Annotated in this window: 12 protein-coding genes; 2 read left to right on the forward strand and 10 right to left on the reverse strand. The window is 36.0% G+C overall.

Annotated features, from left to right (window positions below):
• The first annotated feature begins 120 nt into the window (after positions 1 to 120).
• On the forward strand, positions 121 to 4,872 hold the full coding sequence (locus tag CLOST_RS13660; protein WP_013362493.1) for an S-layer homology domain-containing protein: 4,752 nt from the start codon (positions 121 to 123) through the stop codon (positions 4,870 to 4,872).
• Between the two features lie 78 nt (positions 4,873 to 4,950).
• On the opposite strand, the gene CLOST_RS11485 is transcribed toward CLOST_RS13660, so the two are convergent.
• The 7 genes from CLOST_RS11485 to CLOST_RS11515 all read right to left on the reverse strand — a co-directional run bounded on the left by CLOST_RS11485 (position 4,951) and on the right by CLOST_RS11515 (position 13,302).
• Positions 4,951 to 5,388 (reverse strand): zinc ribbon domain-containing protein, encoded by a 438-nt coding sequence (locus CLOST_RS11485; RefSeq protein WP_013362494.1) that lies wholly within the window; start codon positions 5,386 to 5,388, stop codon positions 4,951 to 4,953.
• A gap of 31 nt (positions 5,389 to 5,419) precedes the next feature.
• On the reverse strand, positions 5,420 to 6,586 hold the full coding sequence (locus CLOST_RS11490; RefSeq protein ID WP_013362495.1) for an HRDC domain-containing protein: 1,167 nt from the start codon (positions 6,584 to 6,586) through the stop codon (positions 5,420 to 5,422).
• A 247-nt stretch (positions 6,587 to 6,833) separates the two neighbouring features.
• Positions 6,834 to 8,390 carry an ABC-F family ATP-binding cassette domain-containing protein gene (locus tag CLOST_RS11495; RefSeq protein ID WP_013362496.1) on the reverse strand — a complete coding sequence of 519 codons (1,557 nt, stop codon included), beginning with the start codon at positions 8,388 to 8,390 and terminating at the stop codon, positions 6,834 to 6,836.
• A gap of 37 nt (positions 8,391 to 8,427) precedes the next feature.
• Entirely contained in the window at positions 8,428 to 10,122 is a 1,695-nt protein-coding gene (locus CLOST_RS11500) for a M3 family oligoendopeptidase (protein ID WP_013362497.1), read from the reverse strand.
• 106 nt (positions 10,123 to 10,228) lie between these two features.
• Entirely contained in the window at positions 10,229 to 12,139 is a 1,911-nt protein-coding gene (locus tag CLOST_RS11505) for an ABC-F family ATP-binding cassette domain-containing protein (RefSeq protein ID WP_013362498.1), read from the reverse strand.
• A 151-nt stretch (positions 12,140 to 12,290) separates the two neighbouring features.
• Positions 12,291 to 13,031 (reverse strand): NADPH-dependent oxidoreductase, encoded by a 741-nt coding sequence (locus tag CLOST_RS11510; RefSeq protein ID WP_013362499.1) that lies wholly within the window; start codon positions 13,029 to 13,031, stop codon positions 12,291 to 12,293.
• Between the two features lie 100 nt (positions 13,032 to 13,131).
• Positions 13,132 to 13,302 carry a DUF362 domain-containing protein gene (locus CLOST_RS11515; RefSeq protein ID WP_013362500.1) on the reverse strand — a complete coding sequence of 57 codons (171 nt, stop codon included), beginning with the start codon at positions 13,300 to 13,302 and terminating at the stop codon, positions 13,132 to 13,134.
• Positions 13,303 to 13,847: 545 nt separating this feature from the next.
• On the opposite strand from CLOST_RS11515, the gene gdhA reads away from it, so the two are divergent.
• Entirely contained in the window at positions 13,848 to 15,194 is a 1,347-nt protein-coding gene (gene gdhA / locus CLOST_RS11520) for an NADP-specific glutamate dehydrogenase (RefSeq protein ID WP_013362501.1), read from the forward strand.
• 200 nt (positions 15,195 to 15,394) lie between these two features.
• Here gdhA and CLOST_RS11525 read toward each other — a convergent pair whose 3' ends face one another.
• The 3 genes from CLOST_RS11525 to nuoE are packed head-to-tail and all read right to left on the reverse strand — an operon-like array spanning position 15,395 to position 21,240.
• A complete protein-coding gene (locus CLOST_RS11525) occupies positions 15,395 to 18,982 on the reverse strand; it encodes an FAD-dependent oxidoreductase (protein ID WP_013362502.1) in 3,588 nt (1,195 codons plus the stop codon).
• A complete protein-coding gene (locus tag CLOST_RS11530; protein WP_013362503.1) occupies positions 18,982 to 20,712 on the reverse strand; it encodes an NADH-quinone oxidoreductase subunit NuoF in 1,731 nt (576 codons plus the stop codon). Before CLOST_RS11530 ends, CLOST_RS11525 begins: the two co-directional genes overlap by 1 nt.
• A complete protein-coding gene (gene nuoE / locus CLOST_RS11535; protein ID WP_013362504.1) occupies positions 20,713 to 21,240 on the reverse strand; it encodes an NADH-quinone oxidoreductase subunit NuoE in 528 nt (175 codons plus the stop codon).
• Between the last annotated feature and the right edge of the window lie 125 nt (positions 21,241 to 21,365).

The following is a 21,365-nucleotide window of genomic DNA, read 5'->3' on the forward strand; positions in this document are numbered from 1 at the left end:
GGGCGTGAATCTTTGAAATAAAATATAATAATTGTATGAGTGTTTAAAATCATAGTTACTCATAGTTTAGTCATTTGTCTTTAGTGTCTTAAAGTTTTTATCTAAAGAAGGAGGAAATTTATGAATTGGGAAAAATTTAAAAATCTAAAAATAATAATCTTATCAATATTGCTGATTTGGGTTACTATACCACCAATTCCGGTATATGCTGCTGAAAATGAGATTACTATCAATACTGACCAAGTATTTCAACTCCCAGCAGGAGAAACAGATATTTATGCAATAACTATTTCAGATGGTGCTCAAAATGTAACAATAAGAGGAAACTATGACCCTCTTAATCCAGATAGACAACAAAAAGTTGTCATATTAGTTAAAACAACAACTAATCTTAATTTGACTTTAGAAAATGTGAATTTTAATGGTAGCTTAAAAGATAATGTTCAATATGCTCCACTTATGTTGATTGGCAATGGTTCAACTTCATTTACAGTTAACCTTTATATTAAAGGGCAAAACAAACTTACTGGCGGATATCTTAGTTCAGGAATCGGTGTAGATTATAATTGCCATCTTATCATCGATAAAGCGGTAGGTGAAAATGATAATACAGCTAAATTGATTGCTCAAGCAGGTCCTAGAGCAACAGAAAAAACTGTTCCTGGCAATTTTTACACTGGAGCCGCAGGGATTGGTGGGTCTCCTCTTTTGCCAGGAAATTTCTACTATGGAAGTGGTAAGATAACTATTCAAGGAGGAACAATAATTGCAACTGGCCAAGGAAACGGAGCTGGGATTGGCGCAACCTCAGTAACGGGTTTTGGCGATATAATAATTAACGGTGGAATCGTAGAAGGATACAGTTCCTCTCATGGTGGTGCTGGCATAGGAGCTGCCCATGAATCAAAAAAAGGAGGTAAAATCTATATTAACGGTGGCTCGGTGCTCGCACACGCACATAATGATTCCTTTAGTGCTGGAATTGGCGGTTCTACACATGGAGGACCTTGTGAAATCAATATCACTGGCGGAACTGTTACTGGTCATGCGTGGAATGGTTCCTTTGGTGGCGCAGGTATCGGAAGTGGTTATCGCGGTGATGCATGCACTATTAATATAAGTGGTGGTCAAATATCAGCAGAGGGCGGAGGCTACGGCCCGGGAATTGGCGGCGGCGGAGCATTAAACGATATTAACAAGCCTGGTAGTACGATTAATATTAGTGGCGGAAACATAGTTTCAGGAGGAGTTATAAACAGTGGTACATATAATGGTAATGCGGGTATCGGTGGAGCACAAGGCTCTCCAGGCGGGACAATCAATATAAGCGGTGGTAATGTAACTGCTTATGGTGGGTATTATGGTGATGAACATAACCCTCATGGCGGAGCTGGAATCGGTTGCGGAGAAGGTGGTAACAGATGCACAATCAATATTACCGGTGGAGAAATTGAAGCTACTGGTGGTGTTGGAGCTGCTGGGATAGGTAGTGGAAATGGAGATTCTCTAAGTTCAGTAGATGAAATTAATATTTCTAAAGTTGCTGATATTCTCAAAATCACTGCTCAAGGCGGGTATTTTTCCGCAGGAATTGGTGGTGGATATAACTCTTCTGGTGGAAAAATTAGAATTAGTGGTGGAGAAATTCTAGCTACTGGCGGAATACATGGTTCTGGTATTGGAACTGGTACTGACAATTTTGCTAACCCTAAAAACGAGACTTCTGATATAGAAATTAGTGGCGGTAGCATCATTTCCATAGGTAATGGTTGGGGCGCCGGTATAGGTGGTAGTACTGGTTCTAGTGGAGGTAAGATACATATTAGCGGTGGAGATATAACAGCTAGAGGAATTGGCTTTGGTGCAGCAATAGGCGGCGGGAATAGAGCGAGTGGTGGAGATATTACTCTTAGTGGAGGAACTATTAGAGCTATTGCAGAAGGAATTAATTATAACGGTCAAGCTATAAGTGCCGTTCCCCTTGGTGGTGGTCATAATGGAGCTGGAGCAAATATAATTATTCAAGGCAAGCCTTCACTATTACTTTCTAAAGAAGGTGTTCCTACAAATTCCCCTTTAATAGGTGCTCATGGTGACCAACCAGTAGCAGACCAAGGTAGCTTTAAATACAAAGACTCTCTTAGCAATATTACTGATATATCTTTACTAGAGATAAAAACTGTAGGAAGTGAAGGTCCTCTAGAAGATGTTGATATAAGTATCAATTCTCAAAGTGATGTCTGTGGTGAAGGAACCTATAAAACTGATTCCCAAGGCATATGCACTCTTTTTGTAAAGTTAAATGAAGCTTTAACTTATAATGCTAGGAAATCTATGTTTTTAGCTTCTACTGGAACAATAACTCCTACAGAAAAAATACATCCACTAATAAATTTAAATCTAGATTCAAATACAGCTACAACTATTGAATCAATAAACATTTCTGAAGATGCATCATATATAGACTTAACTTTTAACAAGGGAGTTTACTCAAATGGGGCTGCAAGGGCTCTCCTATCTAAAAACGATTTAGACTTAGACTTTGATAGTAATGGAAGTACCTTAACGAGCATAGGGGTAGAAGAATTAACTACTACAAATAATACTCCATTAGTTGGAGGCGAAAATATTATTCGCATATCTCTTGACTTAAGTAGTATGCCTGAAGGTGTAGAGACTATAAAAATACGCCCAAGTGGAGATAATGTAATATTTGACCAAAATGGAGATCCAATGGCACAAAGTCAAGAATCAGAAACCGTTACTCTCCCAGACAAAAAAGCTCCTAGTATTAATAATGCTATTCTCAACGTTACAACATCTAGCAGTCTATCAATAACTTGGGAGCAAGCTACAGATTTAGGTACTACTGCAGATAATCTAGAGTACAATGTATATCAATCTATATCAGATAACATAGGCTCTGTAGAGTCTGCTGAGCAAAATGGTCATTCTAGATTTGGATATAGAAAAAATATCAATCAAGAGACTTTATCTGGATTACTATCATTAACTGAATATTACTTTACTGTTATTGTAAAAGATGAAGCCGGAAATAAGGCTTGCTATGACGCTGTTAATTTAGTGAGTCCAGAATTAACTACTCCTGGTATAATCCGAGTTGAAAAAGCTACAGATGATAGCTATATAGATATTTTCTTTAGTGATGGATTATACGGAGACTCTAGCCAAAATACTCCTATATCAAAAGAAATGCTTACTCTATTGTTTAATCGAAACCAAGGTATAGCATCAAATGCTGAAATCATCTCTATAACAAATCTAAATGAAACAGATTTGACTGGAGGGGGAAATGCTATTAGAGTATTTATAAATGTAGATGGTGTAAGCGATGGATTAGAGTCCATTGAAATTATACCTTTAGATGGTAACTCCTTATTTGATGACAAAGGCACTCCTATGGATGCATCCTCAACTACTGGAAAGCTCTTTTTGTGTGACAATCAAGGACCTTTAGTTTTAGATAGCATTTTAAAAAGAAGCGTAGTTTCTGGTAGCGATAAGGAGCGTATAGAGTGGAGTAAGGCAGAGGATTCTCTTACTCCTGCTAGTCAATTAGAATATATTCTTTATTACTCTTTAGAAAACAATATTACAACTTTAGATGAAGCTGAAGTAAATGGAGTTGTAATGATGGATTATACCAAAGACCAAACTTCATTTGATATTCCAAGAATTTCAAATGCAAAGCCTTGCTATTTTAATGTTATCGTAAAGGATAATGCAAATAATAAAACTACTTATACTCCACTTGCAGTTATCCCTGATATCCCTATTATTCCTGATACTCCAATACCTTATACTCGGGATAAAAAAGAGAAGCCTGATATAGTTTTAGAGAAACCTTTAGAGGTCTCAATAGATGTGGCTTCACTAACAAAATCAAGTAACGAAATTATCACCCTTGAAACTAGAATGGCAAAATTTTTACTTCCTGCCAACATGTTCACACCAGAAATGGTAGGCAATGCAAAAATAGCAACCTTCTATGCACGACCTATTACGAATATAGAGCTATCCAAAGAATTAAAATCAATTTTTGGAGAAAGACCTATTTTAGATATTGGAATTAAATTAGATGGCAAAGAATTTTCATGGAGAAATCCATCTGCTCCAATCAAAATTGTATCAAGCTTTCAAGCCACAAAAGAGGAGCTAGAAAATCCCGAAAAAATTGTAGCTTGGTATATTGATGACGAAAATAAAGCTACACCTATTTCTAGTACAAAATACAATCTAGAAGCTGACACCATAAGCTTTACAACTACACACCTAAGTCAATTTGGAGCAAGTTTACATCATAGACATTTTCAAGATGTAGCATCAGGGTTTTGGGCTCAAAAACCTATAGAAATATTAGCAAGCAAAGGTATTCTAGATGGAAGAAATGAAAACAATTTTGAACCTTCTTCTCCAATAACAAGAGCCGAATATTTATCAGCCTTAGTAAAAGCAATGGATCTTCATGCAAAAGAAGGAGAACAATTTGATGATATCGAAATATCTTGTAAGTACAGAAATGAAATTAATGTTGCTAGAGCTCTTGGTCTAACAACAGGTATCGGTGATAATTATTTTGCCCCAGATAAGCTAATCACTCGCCAAGACATGATGGTATTGACTGCAAACTGTCTGCAAAAGCTAAATAGACTAGACTCTGATATAAATACATCATCACTTTCTTCTTTTTATGATTGCAATGAAATTTCTCCATACGCAATTGATAGCATTGCTTGTTTGGTTAATAATGGTCTTGTTACTGGTGATAACGGATATATAAATCCAAAATCAAATATAACTCGCGCAGAAACAGCTGCACTGGTTTATAAAATTTATCAACAATTTCATTAATATAAAAACTATCTAATTAAAAATTATCTCAAAAAATAGAACCTTAAACATAGGTTCTATTTTTTTGAGTTCTCTATCTTATAGTTCTTTGCCGCAGTGATTACAATATCTAGCATTTTCATCATTTAGCCCTTTGCAATTCCTACATCTTATTTTTATAGCCTGCGAATCATCTCTTGTATTTTGAATCACATCCACTTCTTCTAATGCATCATTTATCATTCCACCAGCTTGTTTAGAATAAGGTTTTAAATCTTCTCTAGCTTGATTTGGGTCAAGAATTATACCACTCCCTGCTAATCCTCTTCTTCCCACAGCCATAAGCATATTTCCTATCATTATCATAATCATCCCTATAACTGCATTCATAAACGGATTTCCACCGAAAGGATTCATCATAGATAGCACAAAGGTAGACATAAACATCATTATCCCTATCACCACAAGCACTAATCCAGTATAATAAAGTCCTTTTCTTTGTGATGAAATTTCATTTTTATCATTTTGCTCATTCATTAATTAGTCCTCCTCATATGTAAGATTATTTTTAATTACAATCAAATTTAGCTAAGATACTCAAAATCTCTTCTCCATATTTTTCAGCTTTTTTCTCTCCAAATCCAGAAACTTTTACCAAAGCCTCTTTGCTTTTAGGATATTTATCAATTAAGTCATCCATTTGTTTATCATTAAAAATAAAATAGGGTTTTATATTTTCTTTTCTGCTAGTTTTTAATCTCATCTCTTTAAGTTCCGCCCGTAATTTATCGATATCTATAGTTTTATTTTCTAATTCTTGTTTTGGCTCTATATCATTTAAATTTTCTTCAACAGCATTATCAAAAAAGTTATTATATCCACTGTTACTAAGGTAGGCTGAATTTGCTGATTTATTAATACTAGTATCTTTAGTTATGTTATCAATCCCAAAATTTTGTGCATAATCCACTCCAACTGCACTAGCAAATTCCTGATAGCGCTTTTCAAAAGAAGATTTACTCTGATTATGAAGTTTTAAAAAACGTTCTGCTCTTTCTAAAAGTTCTTTGTCATTAGAAGAAGCCTCTTTAGATTCACTCATTTTGTTCTTAATATAAGCATTTAGCTGGTCAGCTCTTATTACTTTGTCTTTGACATCCTTTTTAGCATATTTAGCATTTAATATAGTTTTTGGATTTGATAAAACCACGATTGACTTATGATACTGATCAAAAAACTTATCAATAGCCATTCTAGATATTATATTAGAATTATTAGAGCTTTTTTTTACTTTCTTTAGTACTTCTAAATGTCTTTGATTTTGAGTTATAGGAGAATAAATACCTTCTTTAATTTGTTTCCCTTTGAAGGTATATTTTCTAAGAAAATTACCATTATTGTCTATTTCTATATCCCCAATTAAGTTTTTGCACTCAATAATAAAATTAAGCTTTCTTGTTACAACTATATAATCTATTTGTGCAGTCAAATCTTCAATTTCAATATTTACATCATGAAGCACATACATCGGTATCCCACTATTTCTTAATTCAAATGCTATATTTTTTTCTCCGAGCATTCCCCATGTGCAAATTTTTATTTCTTTTTCAATTTTGGATTTTATATCTCCAGAAGCTTTGTTTTCTAATAGTTTCAATTTTTCTATATAGTCACTCGCTTCATTGCTTTTCCTTAGAAACTCCACCTTGTCCATTCTATTAAACAGATTAATCATAAGCCCCTCCTCTTTACATAAGATATTAACACTATAATACCCTTTTTATGGAAAAATAACCCTATACATTAAAACAGAACCTTGAGCAAAGGTTCTGTTTTGTGGGGTTTGGGGTTTTATCTCAATTTATGCTATGGAGATAAACAAAAAAGCCATGGGCTACGAGGTTCATCCTCAGTAGCCTTCATGGCTCTTATTATGTTAATATATTATCATGTTATTAATAATAATGCAATACTTTTTATATCTATACAATTTTTGTAGTCCATGTCTCACAGTTCCATACATCAGATACTATATCTTGATAGAACTCAGGCTCATGACAAATTAAAAGTATGCTTCCTTTGTACGCCTTTAGTGCTCTTTTAAGCTCATCCTTTGCATCTACATCAAGATGATTTGTCGGCTCATCTAGAACTAGTAGATTAGTTTCGTTGTTGATTAGTTTACAAAGTCTTACTTTCGCTTGCTCTCCACCACTTAGCACCACTATCTTACTTTCTATGTGCTTGGTAGTAAGCCCACATTTTGCAAGAGCTGCTCTTATGTCTCTTTGATCCATCGAAGGGAATTCTCCCCATACTTCTTCTATACAAGTATTATAGTTTGCTTCCTTCATCTCTTGCTCGAAATATCCTATATACAAATAGTCCCCCATCTCAACTGAGCCAGAAACAGGCGGAATCTCACCTAGTATACTTCTTAGAAGAGTAGTCTTTCCAAGACCATTAGCTCCCATAAGAGCTATTTTTTGACCTCTTTCCATACGCAAGTTCAGTGGCTTTGAAAGTGGCTCATCATATCCTATCACAAGGTCTTTTGTTTCAAATATAAGCTTTCCTGATGCTCTAGACATTTTGAAGTTAAACTCTGGCTTAGGTCTATCTTTTGCTAGCTCTATTACATCCATTTTGTCTAGCTTCTTCTGTCTAGACATAGCCATATTTCTAGTTGCAACTCTAGCTTTATTCCTCTGAACAAAATCCTTCAAGTCCTCTATCTCTTGCTGTTGTTTTTTGTAAGCAGATTCTAGCTGGGATTTTTTGGCTTCATATACTTTCATAAAGTCATCATAGCTACCCACATATCTATCTAGCTTTTGGTTCTCCATATGGTAAATTAAGTTGATTACACTATTTAAAAACGCCATATCATGCGATATCAAAATAAAAGCATTTTCGTATTCCTGAAGATAACGCTTAAGCCATTCTATATGCTGTTCATCTAAGTAGTTCGTAGGCTCATCTAGAAGGAGAATATCAGGTTTTTCTAGCAGCAATTTTGCAAGCAGAATTTTTGTTCTTTGACCACCACTTAGGTCGTTTACTTGCTTATCTAGTCCTATATCAGCTATTCCTAGTCCTCTTGCTATTTCTTCAACCTTTGAGTCTATAATGTAAAAATCGTTATGGTCCAAAATGTCCTGTATGTTTCCTACATCTTCAAGCATTATATTTAGCTCGTTTTCATCGACATCTCCCATTTTCCCATAGATTTGGTTCATCTCTTCCTCTAGGTCATATAAATATTTGAACGCTCCTTTTAATGCATCTCTTATAGTCATACCTTTTTCAAGAACTGTATGCTGGTCTAGATAACCTACCCTCACACGTTTTGACCACTCTATGACTCCAGCATCTGGCTCAATCTGGTGAGTGATTATCTTCATGAAGCTGGATTTTCCCTCTCCATTGGCACCGATTAATCCTATATGCTCTCCTTTTAATAACCTAAATGACACATTGTCAAATATAGCTCTGTCTCCAAATCCATGACTCAAATTTTTTACATTTAAAATACTCATTAATTTTCTCCTTCTTTACATTATCCTATCTTACTTTTTATAGCTTTTTATCATCTACCTTATCAAGGTAGTCATTAATTTGCGGAATTACTGAAGCTATGGTTCCATCCACAAATGGATTCTTTAGATTTGCAACTTCCACTAGCTTTAAGAAAGACTCGCTTCCACCAGTTTCGCATAGTCTTACGTATTCGCTCCAAGCTTTTTCTTTATTTTCATTTTGCTTAATCCAGAATTGAAGTGCGCATACTTGAGCCAAAGTGTAGTCTATATAATAGAAAGGATTTGAAAATATATGTCCTTGTCTAAACCAGTACCCACCCTTTTCTAACAGCTCATTTCCTGCATAGTCTCTCCATGGAAGATAATTTTTTTCTATTTCTCTCCACTTTGCTTTTCTCTCATCAGCAGTAGCCTCAGGATTTTCATATATCCAGTGCTGGAATTCATCTACTGTCACTCCATATGGAATGAATAAAAGCGCTGAAGCAAGGTGAGAGAATTTGTATTTATCTACATCCTTCTCAAAGAACAGCTCCATCCATGGCCATGCAAAAAACTCCATACTCATAGAGTGAATCTCGCAAGCTTCTAATGTAGGCCACACGTATTCTGGCAGCTTGAAATCTCTGCTTTTAAATACCTGAAAAGCATGTCCTGCTTCATGAGTTAGTACATCTACATCCCCAGAAGTTCCATTGAAATTCGAAAATATAAATGGCGATTTATATTTAGGGAAGAATGTGCAGTATCCACCGCCATCTTTGCCTTTTTTAGCAACTAAATCAAGTAAATCATTGTCTCTCATATAGTTAAAGAACTCATCAGTATCAGCTGATAATTCCTGATACATTTTTGCTCCCTTGTCTATAATCCACTGAGGATTTCCTTTAGGCGTAGCGTTTCCAGTCAAGAACTCAAGAGGCTCATCAAAGTACAATAATTTTTCTAAGCCTAGTCTTTCTCTTTGACGCTCTCTTAGCTTTTGAGCTACTGACACTAGATGGTCTTTCACTTGTTTTCTATAGCCTTTTACCATATCGGCATCGTAGTCTGTTCTAGTTAGCCTTGCATAGCCTAATTCCACAAAATTTTTGTAACCTAATTTTGTAGCAATCTCATGACGTACTTTAACAAGCCCATCATATATTCTATCAAATTCTGCTTCGTTGTCTAAGAAAAATTTGCAGTAAGCTTCATTTGCTGACTTTCTAACCTCTCTATCAGAGGATTCCATAAAAGGTGTCATCTGAGATAGGTTTCTTTCTTCACCTTGAAACATTATCTTAGCAGAGGCTCTAAGCTTTGTATACTGACTTGCTAGCTTATTTTCTTTTTGCATATCCTCGATTATCTCAGGTGAAAAAGTTTTTAATTTCGTCTGAGCTATATCAAATATATATGAACCCCATTTTTTTTCTAGCTCAGCTTTAAATTTCGAATTCACTAAAGCTTCATAGTATTTACTAATCAGTCCTTCATATATCGGGCTAATTTCGTCTATATAATCATTTTGTTTTTCATAGTACTCATCTGTAGTGTCTAACGTATGTCTTACCTGAACTAAACTCGCTGCCGTTTCAAAATCTCTTCTTATCTCATTTATTTTCTCCATAACGCTGTCTTGCTCTTCAAAGCTGTCAGCCTTTACAAACTTGTCCAAAAGAATGTTAAAATCAGCTTCAATTTTTGTCATATCAGGTCTTTCATAAGCATAATCTTTAAATCCCATAATATCTCCTCCTAGAAACATCTTATTTATAAGCTTTAAAACTATATTACTTTAAATAATTTATCCATACAATATTATTTTTATGAATTGTTCAAATTATATGAATTTATAAAATTCCTAGTTCTTCAGCTAGTTCATTAAGATATGCCCATCTTTCCATCAGCTCTTCTAGTAATGAATTTAATCGTTCTTCTTCCTTTGTAAGCTCTGCTAGCTTGACAAAATCAGCTGCATTTTTTTCCATATCTATTTTTGTCTGAGCAAGTTTTGTTTCAGTCTGCTCTATCTTCTCATCTATAGTGTCAAATTCCTGCTGTTCTTTATAGCTAAACTTAGTTTTTGCTTTCGGTTTAGCTTCACTGCTTTTATCTTTATCCTTAAGTGAGGCCTTAACAGTCTCAGATGCTGTATCCTCTATAGTCTGTTTTTTCTTCTCACTGTAATCAGTGTAGTCACCAAAAGATATCTCTATATTACCATCACCTTCAAAAGCAAAAATTTTATCTGCTATTTTATCCAGGAAATATCTATCATGCGAAACAGTGATTACTGGTCCATTAAACTCGTCAATATAATCCTCTAATATAGCTAGTGTCTGAATATCCAGGTCATTTGTAGGCTCATCTAACAAAAGTACATTTGGGCCTTCCATAAGCACTGACAATAAATACAGCCTTCTTCTTTCTCCTCCTGAGAGCTTAGAAATAAATGACCACTGCATATCGCCAGTAAATAGAAATTTTTCAAGCATCATAGCCGCAGTAATCTTTGTTCCATCTGAGGTTTCTATATATTCAGCTTTATTTTTAATATATTCTATAACCCTTAGACTAGTGTCCATATCTATATTTTCCTGAGAATAGTAACCTATCTTTATAGTCTCTCCGATTTCTATAGTTCCACTATCTAGGTCTAGCTTTTTAGCTATTGCGTTTAGTAATGAAGATTTTCCCTCACCATTGTTTCCTACTATTCCTATTCTGTCACCTTTCAGCACTGTGTAAGCAAAGTTTTTTAATACTACCTTGTCTCCAAAGGATTTTGATATATCATTTATCTCAATTATTTTTCTGCCTAGTCTTTTTCCTGCCACAGATATATCTAGCTTTTCATCAGATGATTTGTCTATTTCAGTTTCAAGTACCTTAAATCTGTCTTTTCTAGCTTTTTGCTTGGTACGTCTTGCCTCTACACCTTTTCTCATCCAAGCAAGCTCGCTTTTATACAGGCTTTGCTTTTTTTCTTGAATACGCTTGTCATCAGCTTCTCTTTGAGCTTTTAGCTCTAGAAACTTAGTATAGGCTCCTTGATAAGCATGTAGCTTGCTTTCATCTAGCTCCCATATTTTGTTTACTACTCTATCTAGGAAATATCTATCATGGGTAACCATCAAAAGTGCACCTTTTCTGTTTGAAAGATAGTCTTCTAGATAGGTTATGGTTTCATTGTCTATATGGTTAGTAGGCTCGTCCAGTATCAGTAAGTCACAAGGTCTAATAAGGGCTCCTGCCATTGCAACTCTTTTTCTTTGTCCACCAGAAAGCTTCCCTATTTTTTTATCAAACTCCATAATCCCAAGCTTCATAAGTACTGTTTTAGCTTCACGCTCTATCTGCCAAGCTTCATTCAAATCCATCTTTGCATTTAGCTCCATAAGCCTCATTTGAAGCTTCGTATCACTTGGATTTTTTTCAAGGCTCGAGCTTACATTTTCATATTCTCTTAGTAGCACCATAAGAGGCGAGCTACCTTCAAATACTTGCTCTAAAACAGTAATCTCAAAATCAAAATCAGGATTTTGAGCTAGATATTCTATTTTTAAATTGCTAGATTTTATAAAGCTTCCTGCATCAGCTTCATCTATACCTGCAATTACTTTTAAAAAACTTGTTTTTCCTGTCCCATTAATCCCGATAAGACCTATCTTATCGCTGTCATCTATGCCAAAGGCTACTTTATCAAATAATTTCTTTTCTCCATATGCCTTAGAGAGACTTTCTGTTGATAACAAATTCATAACTTAAACTCCTACTCAAAAAAATTTATTTAAAGTTCCTATTTCAATTTATACACTAAGATTTTATTATACCAATTTTGTAAAGTAATTCATATATAAATCCAAAGAAAAACTCCCCCAGTTCTTATGAATGGGGGAGGATTAAACCTAGTTATTTGTCATTATCAAATCCTTGCTTTTTAAGTGAAGGATATACTTTAGGGTAATAAACTCTGCTATATAAATCCGATAGCTGTTTACTCCAGTTGGTATCTTTTTTTCCTGCTGAGCGTTCAAGCAAATAATTATGGATTATATCGTCATATACATCAATGTCTATCATCTGGTCTTTATTATAGGCTTCGTTGTGAACCACTGCTTGAAGAGGAAGTCTAGGCTTCTTTTCTTCTTTGCTTTCTGGAATTCCTATGCACAGTCCCACTATAGGATAAACATACTGAGGAAGCTCAAGTAATTCTATGACTTCTTCAGGCTCTCTTCTTACTCCTCCTATAGGAACTATTCCATATCCTAGAGACTCCGCTACCGCTATTGCATTTCCTGCGGCTAGTCCTACGTCTACAGAGGCTACCATAATGGATTCAACTGACTCTGTGATTTTCAATTCATTATCATTTTTCTTCGCTGCCAATTTAGCCCTATTGTAATCAGCCACAAAAACTAAAAACACAGGTGCTTCTGCTACCCAGCTTTGGTCTCCTGTAAGCGAGGCTAATTTATCCTTTTTTTCTTGGTCCTTTACTAAAATAATACTCCACTGCTGACCATTTACAGATGAAGGAGCTGCTTGAGCCGCTCTTAAAATCATCTCAAGATGTTTTTCATCTACAGGTTCTTGCTTGTATTTCCTTATTGAGCGATGTTCAGTTAGCACGTCATACACATGAGTCATCTCATATCACCTCATTATTATTCATCTAACCTTTACTTACCCCATTATGAATAAAAATAAACAAAAAAAACGAGGTCTAAGACCTCGTTATGTAACAATATTACTCTGGTTGAGGAGCGTCAACTGGACAAACACCTGCGCATGCTCCACAGTCGATACATGTAGCTGCATCGATAACATATTTGTCATCTCCTGCAGTAATTGCGTTTACTGGGCACTCTGGCTCGCAAGCTCCACAGCTGATACAAGAATCATTTATTACGTATGCCATATTAAATTCCTCCTTCAATTTTCTATAGAATAATTAACTTAGGTTGATTATATCATGCCTTATAATGTCTGTAAATACTGTATTCTAGCGATAATTTTTCTCATTTGAGTGACGATTATCGATAAAAAGTTTCAATTGTGTGACTATGTTTTGAAATAAATTAAATAAATCCATATTAAATTTATAGGATTAGTGAAGGAAAATTTTATAAAACTTGCAATAACTTATAATTTTTATACATATCTATGTTTTTATATGACTCATATTTAATCCGAAAGTGTCATACATTTAAGTAAAGTATGTTTATCTAATTCAGCTGTATATTTTGAATATTTAACTAACTGAATAGTTTGCAATTTCTTTATTCATAAACCCACTATGGCGAAGAAATTCTTTTAAAAAGCTGTTACAAATACATATCCTATATGTTATAATCTAAGTCAAGAGTGGGAAAACGTTATATATTAACTTCTTGTGGCTATAAGTGTCACTCTTTAAAAATTTATCTTTATGATAATACTTTAATAAATGGAGGAGAGATCGGAATGAAACAGTATATTAATGGTGTTTTCGAAAAGGTTAAAGCTAGAAACGCGCATGAACCTGAATTCCTACAAGCAGTAGAAGAGGTTTTTGTTTCTCTTGAGCCAGTACTTGCAAAAAGACCTGAGTGGGTTAAAGCTAACATTCTTGAAAGAATTGTTGAGCCTGAAAGACAAATCATGTTCAGAGTACCTTGGGTAGATGACAATGGAGCTATTCAAGTTAACAGAGGTTATAGAGTACAATTTAACGGAGCTATCGGACCTTACAAAGGTGGAATCCGTTTCCATCACACTGTTTACATAGGAATCATTAAATTCCTTGGTTTCGAGCAAATCTTCAAGAACTCACTTACTGGACTTCCAATAGGTGGAGGAAAAGGTGGAGCTGACTTCGATCCAAGAGGAAAATCAGATGCTGAAATTATGCGTTTCTGCCAAAGCTTCATGACTGAGCTATACAGACACATCGGACCAGATGTAGACGTTCCAGCTGGAGACATCGGAGTTGGTGGAAGAGAAGTTGGATATATGTACGGACAATACAGAAGAATCCGTGGAGCTTTCGAAAACGGCGTTCTTACTGGAAAAGGTATGTCTTATGGTGGTTCTCTAATCAGACCAGAAGCTACAGGGTTTGGAGTTACTTACTTCGCTAACGAAATGTTAAAGCATGAAGGAATGAATTTCGAAGGTAAAACTGTTTCTGTTTCAGGTTTCGGAAACGTTGCTTGGGGAGCATGTATCAAAGTTAGAGATCTAGGCGGAAAAGTTGTTACTCTTTCTGGTCCAGATGGATATATATATGATGCAGATGGTATTACTACTGATGAGAAAATCAATTTCATGGTAGAAATGAGAAACTCTGGTAGAGATAAAGTTCAAGATTATGCTGACAAGTTTGGTGTTGAGTTCTTCCCTGGCGAAAAACCATGGGGCAGAAAAGTTGATATCGTTATGCCTTGTGCAACTCAAAATGATATTCACTTAGAGCATGCTAAACTAATCGTTGACAACGGAATCAAATTCCTAGTTGAGGCTGCTAACATGCCTACTACTAATGAGGCTCTTACTTTCCTACAAGAAAAAGGAGTTCTTATCGGACCTGCTAAAGCGGCTAACGCTGGTGGAGTTGCTACTTCAGCTCTAGAAATGTCTCAAAACTCAATGAGATACAACTGGACTGCAGAAGAAGTTGACGCTAAATTACATCAAATCATGATCAACATCCATGACAACGCAGCTAAAGCAGCTGAAGAGTTTGGATTCGGATATAACCTTGTTGCTGGAGCTAACATCGCTGGTTTTGTTAAAGTAGCAGATGCTATGTGTGCACAAGGAGATTATTAATATTTAATTAATTCATAATTGAATTTCAAAAAGCACAGGCGAATTTGCCTGTGCTTTTTATTGTAAATAAATATTAATTTTAGAGTTAAATATCCCTATAAAAAATTTTTCGTAAAAAAGGAGCTGTTTTTAAACAGTCTCCTTTTTTATTTATATAGAAATTCGGTCTTAATTTTGTTGTTTATATAGAAGTTCTTATTTTATAGGTTTTTATTAGCTAAAAAATCGTTAAACAAAGTTCTATGATAATTTGTTTCTACATTTTCAGCATAAAGTATTTCTGATTGAGGCAAGCTGTATTTAGCTTGTGCTTCAAGCATCGCTCTACTGTATAGCTGAGGTGATTCGTTGATAGGCCAGAATACAGGTTTATCAAGATTTTCTAGTAATCCATGATATCCTGAAATTTCAAGACTTAAATCTCTTGTAATTTCATCTACACTAGCATACTTGCAGTTTGTGCTATAGGTATTCATAAGTCTCTTTAGAACTTCCCAGTTTGATAAACCAGTTGCTGGTTTTATAGCAGCTGATACTCTTTGGATTCTTCTTTCTGCAGAAGTTATAGTTCCATCAGATTCCACCATAACAGCCGCAGGGATTACCACATCAGCTATTTTAGCTAGATCAGTCATATGAGTATCATGAACCATAAGGAACTCTACTGCTGAAATTTCTTCAGGACTGATATTTTCCCCAAATACCATAAGCCCTTTTATTGAATTGTCTTTAACAAGTGCAAGCTTTGCTTCGCTGTCAATACTAATACCCATATCCACAAGACCTTGGCTGTTTGCGTATGGTCTAAGCTTTATAAAGCCTTCTCTTGCAGAACCAATGTGTCCAGATAGCATTACTATTGCAGAAATCAATCTTTCTGCATCAGCTGTAACATGAACACTGTCATATACTATCATAGCTTTCTTAGCTTTTAGGTACATAGAAGCTATCTCAGCAGCCTCATCTGATACAACTACCTTATCAAGATATGCTTTTAGCTCTTCCATTCCCTGTGCATTTATAGCATTTTGGCTGTTATCAGCTAGGTACTTAGCAATTTGCTTTAACATTTCAAAGCTACTGTCAGTGATTATACTCTTTTGAGCCCAATCATCCAGTTTATTTTTAGCATTATTTACATGAATTAAGTGAGCGCCTTTACCTACTGCTTCTTTAATCTTAAGTGCTGCTATGGTGTAATCTCTTTCGAAATCTCCACCTATAGCCATGATAAAGTTAGTATTAGATAGCTCTTCTATTAGATTTGGAGATGCATCATATGACAGGCTGTCTTTTAAGCCACTTCTTTTAGCTCCAAAAGAGAATATCTGCTCAGTTCCAAGTATTTCTTTTGCGAATTTCTTAGCCATGAAAATTTCTTCATTTGTATATCTTCCACTGATGCTAAGTCCCATAGAGTTAGCTCCATATAGTAGTGATATACTTTGAGCTCTTCTAGCTACATAAAGTATAGCTTCTTCGAAAGTAGTTTCTACCAATTCACCATTTTGTCTTATAAGTGGCTTAGTAATTCTTCCTTCGCCTAGATAAGAAGCAAATCCAAAACGACCTTTTGAACAAAGCAGTCCGTTGTTTACACTTTCTTCTCTAGTAGGAAGAGATCTAAGAAGTAAGCTTCCTCTACTTTCTAAATCTAGGTTACAGCCTACTGAGCACGCTGAGCACGCTGAATTTGTATGAGTTGTTCTAACAGGAACTGGCTTGTGTACAGGAACTCTTTCCATTAGAGCACCAGTAGGACAAACGCTGATACACTGTCCACAAGAGATACAATCAGTTTCTCTTAAGTTCTTTTCAAGAGCTGGCTTAACTATAGTGTCAAAGCCTCTGCTTACTAGTCCAAGAGCTGTGTTATCCATTACCTCATCACAAATACGAACACATTGTCCGCAAAGGATACATTTATTAGGGTCACGCTTGATAAATGGATGGTTGTCTTCATCCAAACGCTTGTGCATTTCTCCCGCAAATCTTTCAGGCTTAACATCGTATTCCTGAGAATGACGGATTAAATCACATTCAAAGTAATCGTGGCATCCGCACTCTAGACATCTAGTAGCCTCAGTTATAGCTTCTTGCTCAGTAAAGCCATGCACCACTTCTTCAAAGTTGTTTCTTCTAAGCTCAGGAGCCTCGTGTCCCATATGAGTTCTGCCTTGTCTTACTACCTCTGGGAAGCTGTCAGCTGTTATATCATCTCTTTTTACAAAGAACGGTTCTTTGTGAGGAATAAGGTTTCCTTTTAAGTATGAATCCATTACTCTAGCTGCGTATTTTCCATCAGCTATAGCCTGAATAGCAATAGCTGCTCCTTTATTAGTAGCATCTCCACCTGCAAATACTCCCTCTAGGTTAGTCATGAAGGTTTCAGGGTCGCTTACTATATTTCCACCTTTATTAAGCTCTAGCTCTTCAAAGCCGTCGCCTTTTAATCTTTGACCTATGGACATGATTACTGAATCTACATCTAGGATTTCTTCTTCGCCTTCTACAGGAACGACTTTCTTACGTCCGTCTGCTCCTCCTCCAACTACTTCCATCTTTTGAAGTCTGATTTGCTTCACTCTGCCATTTTCATCTCCGATGAACTCTATTGGGTTAAGAAGGAATTTGAATGTGATACCCTCTTCTTCAGCTTCTACTATCTCAACGTCAACTGCAGGCATATCCTCTTTAGTTCTTCTATATATTACATAAACTTCTTTAGCACCTAGTCTTATTGAAGTTCTTGCAGCATCCATAGCTGTATTTCCGCCGCCAATAACTGCAATTCTATCTCCTGTTTTGATAGGTGTGTTTATTGCGAAGTTAGTAAGGAATTTAATTCCTCCTATAACTCCATCTAAATCCTGACCTGGACAATCCAGCTTTGTACTTGTCCATGCACCTATACCTACATAAACTGCATCATATTTTTCTCTTAAGTAAGAAAGAGATACATCTTTGCCTATACGAACATTAGGCTTAAGCTCTACTCCCATGTTTCTTATGATATCTATCTCTGATAATAGCACTTCTTTTGGAAGACGATATAGAGGGATACCGTATTTTAGCATACCTCCAAACTCAGGCATTGCTTCGTAAATAGTTACGCTGTGGCCTTGAGATCTAAGATAGTAAGCAGCAGATAGACCACTTGGTCCCCCGCCTATTATAGCGATAGACTTACCTGTATCTGGTTTTATCTCAGGCATAAATGGCTCATCTTTAGCCAAATCTATATCAGCCGCAAAATATTTTAGCCAAGCTATAGATACAGAGTCATCTACTATGCCTCTTCTGCATGCTGTCTGGCATGGATGAGGACAAACTCTTCCTATACTTGCAGGAAGTGGCAGCTCTTTTTTTATGAGCTTGATTGCTTCTTCATACTGCTTGTTTGCGATAAGCCCAACATAACCTTGTACGTCAACATGTCCAGGACATCCATGAGTACATGGAGCTTTACAGTCTCCAGTATGGTCTGAAAGTAAAAGCTCTAAAGTAGTAGTTCTACTTTCTACTATTCTAGGAGTACTAGTTCTAATTACCATGCCATCTGCTATTTCAGTTGAGCATGAACGAACAAGTCTAGGATTTCCTTCAACTTCTACTACACAGATTCCACAGGAACCATAGTTTTTAATTTTTTCATCGTGGCACAATGTAGGGATTTCTATTTGATTTTGCTTAGCAACCTCTAGAATTGTGTGCCCAGGATAGGTTTTTATTTCTCTCCCATCTATATTAACTCTGATATGAGGCATATTCTCATTCCTTTCGCTCATTAGTTAACGCTGATTGCGTCAAATTTACATTTTTGGTAACACTGTCCACACTTAATACAAGCATCTTGATTGATTAGATGAGGCTCTTTTCTTTCACCAGAAATACAAGATACAGGACAGGCTTTAGCACACACTGTACACCCTACGCATTTTTCAGGATCAATCACATATTTGATTAATGCACTGCACTGTTTTGCTGTACATGTTTTATTATATATATGGTCTTCATATTCATTTCTAAAGTATTTGATAGTTGTAAGAACTGGATTTGGTGCTGTTTGTCCGAGTCCGCATAAAGAACCGTCCTTAACCTTGTAGCTCAGTTCTTCAAGTAGCTCTATATCGCCTTCTCTACCTTCACCTGCTGTGATTCTCTCAAGAATCTCAAGCATACGCTTTGTTCCGAGTCTGCAGTAAGTACATTTACCGCAAGATTCTTTGCAAGTAAAATCAAGGAAAAATCTAGCCATATCAACCATACAAGTAGTATCATCCATTACAACCATTCCACCAGAACCTACTATAGCTCCAGTTTTAGTAATTGATTCATAATCTACTTTTGTGTCTATAAGCTCTGCAGGCACACATCCACCAGATGGTCCCCCTAGCTGTACTGCTTTAAATGGTCTGTCTCCTACGATTCCTCCACCTACTCCATAGATAATCTCTTTTAGAGATATTCCCATAGGAACCTCAACAAGTCCACCTTTTTTAACCTTACCAGTAAGAGCAAATACCTTTGTTCCTCTACTTGTTTCTATTCCATACTTTGCAAACGCTTCCCCACCGTTTTTAATAATCCAAGGTACGTTAGCAAAAGTCTCAACGTTGTTTATATTTGTAGGTAGCTGCCAGTAACCCTTTTGAGCTGGGAATGGCGGCTTAAGTCTAGGCATTCCTCTTTCGCCCTCAAGTGATGCAATAAGAGCTGTTTCCTCACCACATACGAAAGCTCCTGCACCTGCTTTTATTCTTAGACTGAAGTTTCTTCCAGGTATTCCAAAGATATTTTCTCCTAAAAAGCCTCTTTCAGTTGCATCCTCTATGGCTTTTTGAAGTCTTAGAATTGCTAAAGGATATTCTGCACGCACGTAAACAATGCCTTCATCCGCTCCTATCGCAAATCCGCAAATCATCATACCCTCTATTAGGTTATGTGGATCTCCCTCAAGTACAGAGCGGTCCATAAATGCTCCTGGATCTCCTTCATCGGCATTACAAACTACGTATTTCTTTTGTCCAGCTGATTTTTTAGCCGCATCCCATTTAAACCACGTAGGAAACCCTGCTCCTCCACGGCCTCTAAGTCCTGATTTTTTTATTTCATCTATTACTGCATCTTGAGATTTAGATTCGTAGCAATTTTTTATAGCTTCATACCCACCGATGTTTATGTAATCGTCGATGGATTCTGGATTAATAACTCCGCAGTTTCTAAGCACTACTCTCGGCTGCTTTTCTAATCCTTCAGAATCTATTTCACTGATCATCTTATCAGCAAAATTTTTATAGTCTTCTAATATAGGGCGTACATCTTCAGGCATCACCTTTACAAATCTGTACATCTCGCCATTGTCATGAATCTCCATGATTGGCTCTAGGTGACACATACCTATACATCCAGTGATTTCATATTCGAACTGTATGTCTTTGATTTGCTCTAGCTCATCCATTACTTTGTGAGCTCCTGCTGCAAAACCACAGCTCCCTGCACCAACAAGAACCTTCATTTATTTACCCTCCATTTCGCTTTGGGCTTCTTTTCTTAAATTTCTAAGAACCTCTACTGTCTTTTCTGGAGTAAGCTTAGCATAAGTTTCCCCGTTAATCATCATAACAGGAGCCAAGCTACAGCATCCTAGACAGGCCACGTTAGTAAATGTAAATATTTTATCCAGGGTCGTTTCACCTTCTGTTATTCCAAGTTCTTCGCATATAGCTTTTTCTATTGTACTTGCACCGTTAACGTGACAAGCCGTTCCTTGACATAGCAAAATAAGATTTTTACCGACTGGATTCATTCTAAACTGCGTGTAAAAAGTTGCCACTCCGTAAAGCTTGGCTTCTTTCATACCGGTTTTTTGAGCAATATATGTAAGTGACTCTGACGGAATATAACCATATTCTTCCTGAACACCTTGAAGTATTGTTATAGTCGCGCCTTTAATCTTACCATATTTCTCGATAATCGGATCTATAAGGCTTAGATCCACTAGCTCACGTACTTCTTCTACCTTATTGCTGCAATTGCATGCCATATCGACACCTCACTTACTATAAATTAAATACGGTATATCTAGCTTTAGTATATCATATTTAACCATGATTGCTATATAGAATTTCTATAGGAAAATTAAAATTTAAGTTAAGTTATTTAAGTGAT

It is taken from the genome of Acetoanaerobium sticklandii, assembly GCF_000196455.1.
Taxonomy (GTDB): Bacteria; Bacillota; Clostridia; order Peptostreptococcales; family Filifactoraceae; genus Acetoanaerobium; species Acetoanaerobium sticklandii.